The sequence below is a fragment of the Gammaproteobacteria bacterium genome (assembly GCA_022340215.1).
GTDB lineage: Bacteria > Pseudomonadota > Gammaproteobacteria > JAJDOJ01 > JAJDOJ01 > JAJDOJ01.
On sequence record JAJDOJ010000108.1, the window covers coordinates 1 to 7,005 of the forward strand.

The 7,005-nt window shown below is 55.7% G+C and carries 7 protein-coding genes; 4 read left to right on the top strand and 3 right to left on the bottom strand.

Annotated elements, in window-relative coordinates; translation table 11 throughout:
* The 3 genes from LJE91_07910 to LJE91_07920 all read left to right on the top strand — a co-directional run.
* The coding region (locus LJE91_07910; GenBank protein MCG6868639.1) for a potassium channel family protein at positions 1-638 on the top strand (638 nt) is incomplete at its 5' end.
* Positions 639-851: 213 nt separating this feature from the next.
* Positions 852-1,145, top strand: a complete 294-nt coding sequence (locus LJE91_07915; protein ID MCG6868640.1) for a hypothetical protein — start codon at positions 852-854, stop codon at positions 1,143-1,145.
* Positions 1,146-1,308: 163 nt separating this feature from the next.
* Positions 1,309-1,548, top strand: a complete 240-nt coding sequence (locus LJE91_07920; protein MCG6868641.1) for a hypothetical protein — start codon at positions 1,309-1,311, stop codon at positions 1,546-1,548.
* 99 nt (positions 1,549-1,647) lie between these two features.
* Here LJE91_07920 and LJE91_07925 read toward each other — a convergent pair whose 3' ends face one another.
* From LJE91_07925 to LJE91_07935, 3 genes are all read right to left on the bottom strand, one after another.
* A complete protein-coding gene (locus LJE91_07925; GenBank protein ID MCG6868642.1) occupies positions 1,648-3,447 on the bottom strand; it encodes a Na/Pi cotransporter family protein in 1,800 nt (599 codons plus the stop codon).
* Positions 3,448-3,479: 32 nt separating this feature from the next.
* Positions 3,480-3,974 (bottom strand): universal stress protein, encoded by a 495-nt coding sequence (locus LJE91_07930; GenBank protein MCG6868643.1) that lies wholly within the window; start codon positions 3,972-3,974, stop codon positions 3,480-3,482.
* Positions 3,975-4,343: 369 nt separating this feature from the next.
* Positions 4,344-5,042, bottom strand: coding sequence for a hypothetical protein (locus LJE91_07935; protein MCG6868644.1), 699 nt, complete (start codon positions 5,040-5,042; stop codon positions 4,344-4,346).
* Between the two features lie 519 nt (positions 5,043-5,561).
* Between LJE91_07935 and LJE91_07940 the strand changes: the two genes are divergently transcribed.
* Positions 5,562-6,932: a metallophosphoesterase gene (locus LJE91_07940; GenBank protein MCG6868645.1), complete on the top strand. Its 1,371-nt coding sequence runs from the start codon at positions 5,562-5,564 to the stop codon at positions 6,930-6,932.
* The last annotated feature ends 73 nt before the right edge of the window (positions 6,933-7,005 follow it).

The window sequence follows — 7,005 nt, forward strand, 5'->3', positions numbered from 1 at the left end:
TCAACTACATCTATCTGCTGATCGGGCTGATCGGCCTGCAGTTCTGGGTGGCGCTGGCGAGGGAGTTCCCGCTGCTTGGGCATCGCGACTTGATCCCCTTCGCCTTCGTCGTCACCTTACTGATGGGGGTCTGGACGCTCGTTGAACAGTCGCTGTTTCGCAATTTGGGGATCGTTCTGGCCGTTGCGGCGGCGATCGCCTTCACCGTGAACTTGTTAATCGGGAGCAAGGCCTTCCTGTTCCTGGGACACCTAATCGTACTGGTCTTTTTTCTGGGCTCGGCCTTATTGGCCTTCACGCACGTATTGTTCGTCGGCCCGGTCAGCCGGAACAAGATATCCGGGGTAATCTGCGTCTACCTCATGATGGCAATGGTCTGGGCGATACTGTACAACTTCCTACACGAGTTACAGCCGGCGTCGTTCAACGGGATCGACCCCGACGCCCTAGAACCGACCATTGCGCAGTTCATCTATTTCAGCTTCGTCACGCTCTCGACCCTCGGGTATGGAGACGTCACGCCCGAGGCGCCTATCGCCCGTTTTCTAGCCTATTCCGAGGCGACCTTCGGGCAGTTCTATATCGCCATTGTCGTCGCGAGTCTGGTCTCTGCATACTCCCGACCCGGGAAACATTGAACCGCGAGCCGGCCATCAAAGCTTTCCAGAGCGTGTGACAGTCTCGTGCCATTTAGGGATCCCGCAATGCCCTGAATACCTTCGGCCTGGTGAGGATGCAACGCATCGTAGCCGCCCTGCCGGTTGAGGCGCGCGACCCCGGCGGTGCCGCGCCAGCACCGGCGTTTCGCTTGGTGGTCCTGCTGGCGGGTTCGCTGCTGATCGGGTTCGGTTTTGCAGCTGCACTACTTTCTGAACACCAAGCCACAGTACCGTCAATTCGTTGACAAGGCGGATCTGATCTGGATGCTGCCGGTTTTCTGGATCGGATTCAAGATTCTGGTGTTTCCGGGGTTGGCCGCGGCGAGGCGCTACGGTGCACTGCCGGTGATGGGGGCGGCGGCAATGATCGGCAGTGCCGCGTTGGTGGGTTGTATCTCAGCGAGCAGCCTGCTTGTCTTTTCGTCCGTCCTCTGTGTTGCGACAACCGTTCCATCGTTAGACGATGCGCCTGATGTCGCGCCTTGATGACGAACGAAAATCCGGCGCAATCCGGTATGCCATTTTCCGGCAATCGCCTTGTGGAAGCGCTCGCTTTTCTTGCCTATATGTCATCTAGTTGTCACATTTTATATGTAGACTTTGCCTCAACATGGATCGCCAGCACAAGAGTATCCAGAGGGATAATACAATGTTCTACCGGCCTACCGCAGGTGAATACGCGAAGATTTCAAGCGCGACCTCCGGTCTGAATATCTTTGCGGGGTGGGAGTATCTGCTGTCTGGTGACTGCAGACGAAGAGCCCACGAAAGGTGGCGTAACCAGAAGCTGGTCTATTCAGCGGTCGAGATCGCGGGTGGCACTCTCGGAATCGCGCTGAGCGGCCTCATGGCCTGGGGTGCGGGAATGATTCTGTTCTCCGTAATCTAGATCCTTCAACCACCGGCCAAAGCCAGGCCGGTGGTTGAAGGATACGGCGAAAAGCCGGATATTGAGGCCATTTGGGGGCGGACGGGGGCCTCGATTCGCTTAGGCGGCCTTGGCCGCAAGCTCATCAGGGACGACCTCCTTCGCGATTCGCTTGGCGAAGTAGTAGATTCGCTTGTATTTCTCGATGATATCCATCTCCACCGTATAGGAGGCGAGTCGCGACGGGTCTTCGGAGACCAGCTGTTTCGCCTCGTAGAGTTCAGCGGAGTCCATGAGCCGGTTGATATCTGCTTTCATGGCGATGACCTCTTGTGCGCCTCGCTGGTCGTCGAACACGACGGAATCCAGTGCGGTCTCAACTGTCATATTCACGACCTTGTGGAGCCGCTCGAACAGGTCCTTGGTGCCTTGGTTCATCGCCAAGCCCTGCTCGATGCGCTGCTCGCCTAATTTGATCAAATCCGTTTCGATAACATCTCCGATGTTCTCGACATCGTTGGCGACGGATATGAGTCGGGTGAACGTCTCTGTCTGCTTCTCCGTCATGCGACCCTGGCTGATTCGACTCAGAAACTGGATGATATAACCGTTAAGGAGATCCACCTCATCGTCAATCCTTTTAACTTCTCTGAGCGCTTTGCGGTCTCCTTTCAGGATGGCTGGCATCGCCCTTTGCGTCATTTCCTCAACGCGCTCTCCCATATGGCCTATCTCGAGCCTGACTCGATCCAATGCCAGCGACGGTGTTTCAAGGAGTATGTCATCCAGATACTTGGGCTTGACGATCCCCAGCTCCTCAACCGGTTTGTCCGGCACCATCCATTCCACCAATCGAGCGAATTGCGTGGTCAGTCCGATGAAGATAAAGGTGTTCGCCACGTTGAAGAAGGTATGGGCATTGGCGATCTGGCGCGGCGTCTCGGAAGCCAACCGTTCAGTGCCGGACAGATTGGGATAGGCAGGCGAGAGCCAGGTCACAAACTGCGCGAGCTGCGGGATGAACAGAACCCAGAGCAACACGCCGAAGACATTGAACAACACATGTACCAGCGCCGCCCGAACCGCCTCCCGAGGTTTGCCGATGGAGGCCAGCATGGCAGTGACGCAGGTCCCGATGTTTGCCCCGAAGGCGAGCGCGATACCCGCGGGCAGGGTGATGAATCCCTGAGTGGCCATGACGATCACGATACCGGTCGTGGCCGAGGAGGACTGTATCAAGGCCGTGAACGCCGCCGAGATCAGAATCCCGATCAGCGGATTGGCCATATGTGTCATCAGCTCCAGGAAGGGCTCGTAGGTACGCAAGGGCTCCATCGCGTCGCTCATGACACTCATGCCGAAAAATACCAGCCCCAGGCCCATCAATATGGCGCCATATTGCTTGATCTTCTCCTGCTTGGAGAAAAACAGCATGCTGAAACCGAACGCCACCATGAGCAGCGCGGCCTTGGTCACTTTGAAAGCGACGATCTGGGCCGTGATCGTGGTGCCGATGTTGGCTCCCATGATGACGCCGATCGACTGCGCCATCGACATCAACCCCGCCGTGATGAAACCCACTACCAGCACCGTCGTCACCGAGGAGGACTGAATCACCGCTGTCACAAAGGCGCCGGTAGCGGCGCCCAGGAAGCGATTCGTGGTCAACTTCGCCAGGATGACCTTCATGCGCTCACCCGCGACGGCCTTGAGCGCCTCCGCCATCTGTTCCATACCGAACAGGAACAGGGCCAGCCCTCCGAACAGCTTCATGCTCATATTGCCCCATTCCATTTGCTCAGGGGCGGGCTCGGCGGCCAGGACGGGAGCCAGCAGCATGGCCAGCAGCATCCCCAGGCCCATAATCAACGGTACGGGTATGGTCTTGTCGAGATTGCTCAGCTTCCTTGATGGCGGCACGTGATTCTCCGGAGTAAAGATAGATTCCTGTCTTACTTCTTCTTTAATTTCTTTACTTCTTTTACTTCCTTGACGATGGTGATCGGTACGGGGCAAAGGTGTACCACGCGCTCGGCCACGGACCCCACGAGTATATGGGACAGTCCTGATAGCCCCCGACTGCCCATGACCACCATTCTGGGCTGTGTATGTTCCACAAGCGCGAGGATCTTCGTGACCGGCAGTCCGACCAACAACGTCGGAACCGCGGATTTGATGGCTTTGCTGTCGGGGTATCGCTTTGCCATGTCATGGAGGAAGTCGCTGAGCAGATCACGCCCGATATCCTCCATCTTGCGGATCTGTTTCTTCTTCAGGGCACGGGCGTAGAAACCGGGCTCGTCCCCAGGGTCGTGAACGACGTGAAGTACAACCATGGGCGCCTCCAGCGAATCTGCCAGCATGATCGCACAATCCATGGCCGCTTCCGAACTCGGCGAAAAATCCACTGGAACCAGAATTGCGTGCTGCGGTAACTTTTCTGTCATTACAAATGGCTCCTTTAGTCAATTCCGCTCGGGTAGAGTTACGGGCCGCCGGATCCTGCGCCAGGGTTCAGTATTCAACAGCAGTCGAAATGCTAAAGTATACCAGCCACAGCGCACGACAAGACCATCACATTCACTACCACCGAACTGACCTTTAGGTATGGTGTTCGGTGATCCCAAGACGACCACCATGTCACTCTGCCCATCGTAGAGCGTCGCGATCAGCTCATGCAACGGCAAGGCCCGGGTCCCGGCTTCCAGCCGCTTGTAAACCGGCATTACGCACCAGCAGGTGTCGTCCCCCGTTCAATGGGGTCAGACTCGATTGATAGCCATCTATCAATCGAGTCTGACCCCATTGAACGCCCCCTATCTATTCTCGAACGCTGCCTTTAGTTTCAATCCCAATCGCCTGTACTCCTGAATGGAGTCGTCATATGCCGCACAGTCCTCCCTGTATTCATTTTCTCTATAGCCGAGCAATGCCTCATCACCTGCGTATTCGAGACGCAGATTCCTGAAAATATACTGCAGCTGGTCAATCGTCTCCGACAATGCATTGGTGTATTCGGTTACCACATCAAGTACTTCGCCCTCGGTTGTTTTCTGCCGTGCCTTCTGCTTCTCTAGGACGGAAAGCTGCTCCTGAATCGCACCAAGTTCTTTCCTAAGGCTACTGAGTTCCTGTTCGTAGGCTCGTAGCGGTTCGAGTGACGACCGCCCGGAAACTCTAATGGGACTCGCAATCGAGAAATTGAAGACCTTGTCGTGAATTCTCTTGTACCGCGTAAAGATGCTGGAAAGCGCATACGCATGGTTTAACGGGTTGTCCATATTCTTGGGTTCCCTCACTATGAGGGCAAGGATGCAGAGAGTTGTAACAGAAACGGGAGCTTGAGGTGTTGATGAAAAGCGGCGTATCTGATCGATTTTTCGTGTTGCGGGGCTCCAAACCAACCAAGTAAATACCTTAATTATGGCAGAGAGTAACGTTATTGCGCTTGCGGGTCGAGATGAGAACGCCGATCCGTTGACGTGGTGTCGGTCGGACGCTGTCAAGCGTTCCATGGCACGCCCTGTGAAGCACATGGCGTTGGGAGACATAACCACACAAAGATCACGCTTTTACGTCTTCCTCGATGCCTCGCGGTTCACATGACGCGCTCTACCGACCGAAATAGGATTCACGATTGGTATAGATGCCTTTCGACCCCGCAGGCAGACAGATTTTCCGATCATCCGTCCCGGTACGTTCGATAGTGATTCGCAGGCGTTATACCATGCGATTGTAGAAGCATTTTGACTCTTTCCCAGAGAGGACCTGATACTCGCTTGCCAGACTGTCTTTTGGCGTGCATGCTGCCTGTCAAGGACGGAGCGGCAGGGCAGTACGGTGATTGATTTATCCCGCCCACGCGATCAGGGAAAGAATCAGCGTTTCTAGGGATAGATACACGACGGTGTAAAAAGATGGCAAGAAAATTTGCTCTGTGGCAGAGAGTCAGGAAGCGTTTAAAGGCGGGCAATGAAGCCCCGATCTCGCCAATGCCCTCTCAACGAATCCGCCTTTCCGGCAAAGGGACTGCCGTGCCCATTCAGGGAATTCCTTTCCAGGTGGAGATGGGCGATCAACGGTTGCATATCTATCCCGAACAGACGCTGATCCCTGAGCTCAGGCAGGAGTACGGTGCATTCATTCTGTTCGACCCCGAACGATACTACTCCGGCATCAGTCATTTTCTGCGACTTGCTCCCGGTGAGAAGTTGAGCATAAACCATCGCGTCAGGGATCAGGAGTATGTGTTTAGCCGTCCCAAGGAGGCGTTCCGTCGGCATTTCCAGTTGAAACACACCGGCGATACCCTGGTGTTCAAGGACCCCATCTCAGAATTGGGGACCTATCTCTCCGTTCTGTCGGACGAGCGGGATATCTCCCGTATCGAAAGCCACCGATTGCAGGCGCTTAGGCAGGTGGTCGCGATCTATGGCCAGTCCCTTGAGCCTCTGGCGTCGAAGGAGGCGCTCGAGACCTTGAAGGAGGTCAATCGCCTACTCAAGAATGACGCTTACCGCCGGGAGGATTCTTACGGTAACCCTGGCGGTATACTGGATTTGCCCGCACGTCTTACACCAATCGTGGTCGGCGACCTCCACGGCCAGGTCGACAACCTGGTCAAGATCCTCACCGAGAACGCCTATCTGGAGAGCCTGGAAAAAGGCGAGGCTGCACTGATCATTCTTGGCGATGCGGTGCATCGGGAGGACCCGGGACAGATGGAAAACATGGACAGCTCAATCTTGATGATGGATCTGATCCTGAAGTTGAAACTGCGATTTCTCTCCCAGGTCTTTTTCATCATAGGCAATCATGACTGCTTTTCGCTCGATTGTATGAAGGCGGGCGTGCCTCAGGGTCTCCTTTGGGCGAAGCGGGTAACCGAGCTGCGGGGCGAGGAATACAAGGAGGCGCTGGCCGAATTCTACCAACGCTCGCCACTTCTCGTTAGGACGAAGGGCTTCATCGGCTGTCATGCGGGCCCTACTCATAGCAAGGTTTCCGAGGAAATGCTGGTGGACGTCCGACAGTACCCGGGACTTGTCCGGGAGATCACGTCCACGCGGGCGAAGTCCCTGGCTTCCCCGGCCGGCTACACGGGTGGAGATGTCCGCCGGTTTCGCAAGGCCCTGGGTGTGGACGAGGAGACCGCCTTTATCGTGGGCCATTTCCCACGCTCCAAGGATCTAACCGTATGGTTGGACATAGAACAGATCAAGAATCACCATGTCATCTATAGCGCCAGGAATGATCAGGTCGGTGTTTTTACGAGAATCGACGGTGACATGGTGCCACAGGTATACCCGGCAGAATCGCTTGTCGCCTGGGCGAACAAACAGCATTGGCAACATCGGCCCGGATCCATCGTGTCGGTCCTGCCGTCCATACGACGCGATCAATAGCCTTGGATCATTGCGAGGGGGCAATCGGTGGGGCGTTTTCGCGCTGACCGTTTTCCATGAAAGACGATGTGCG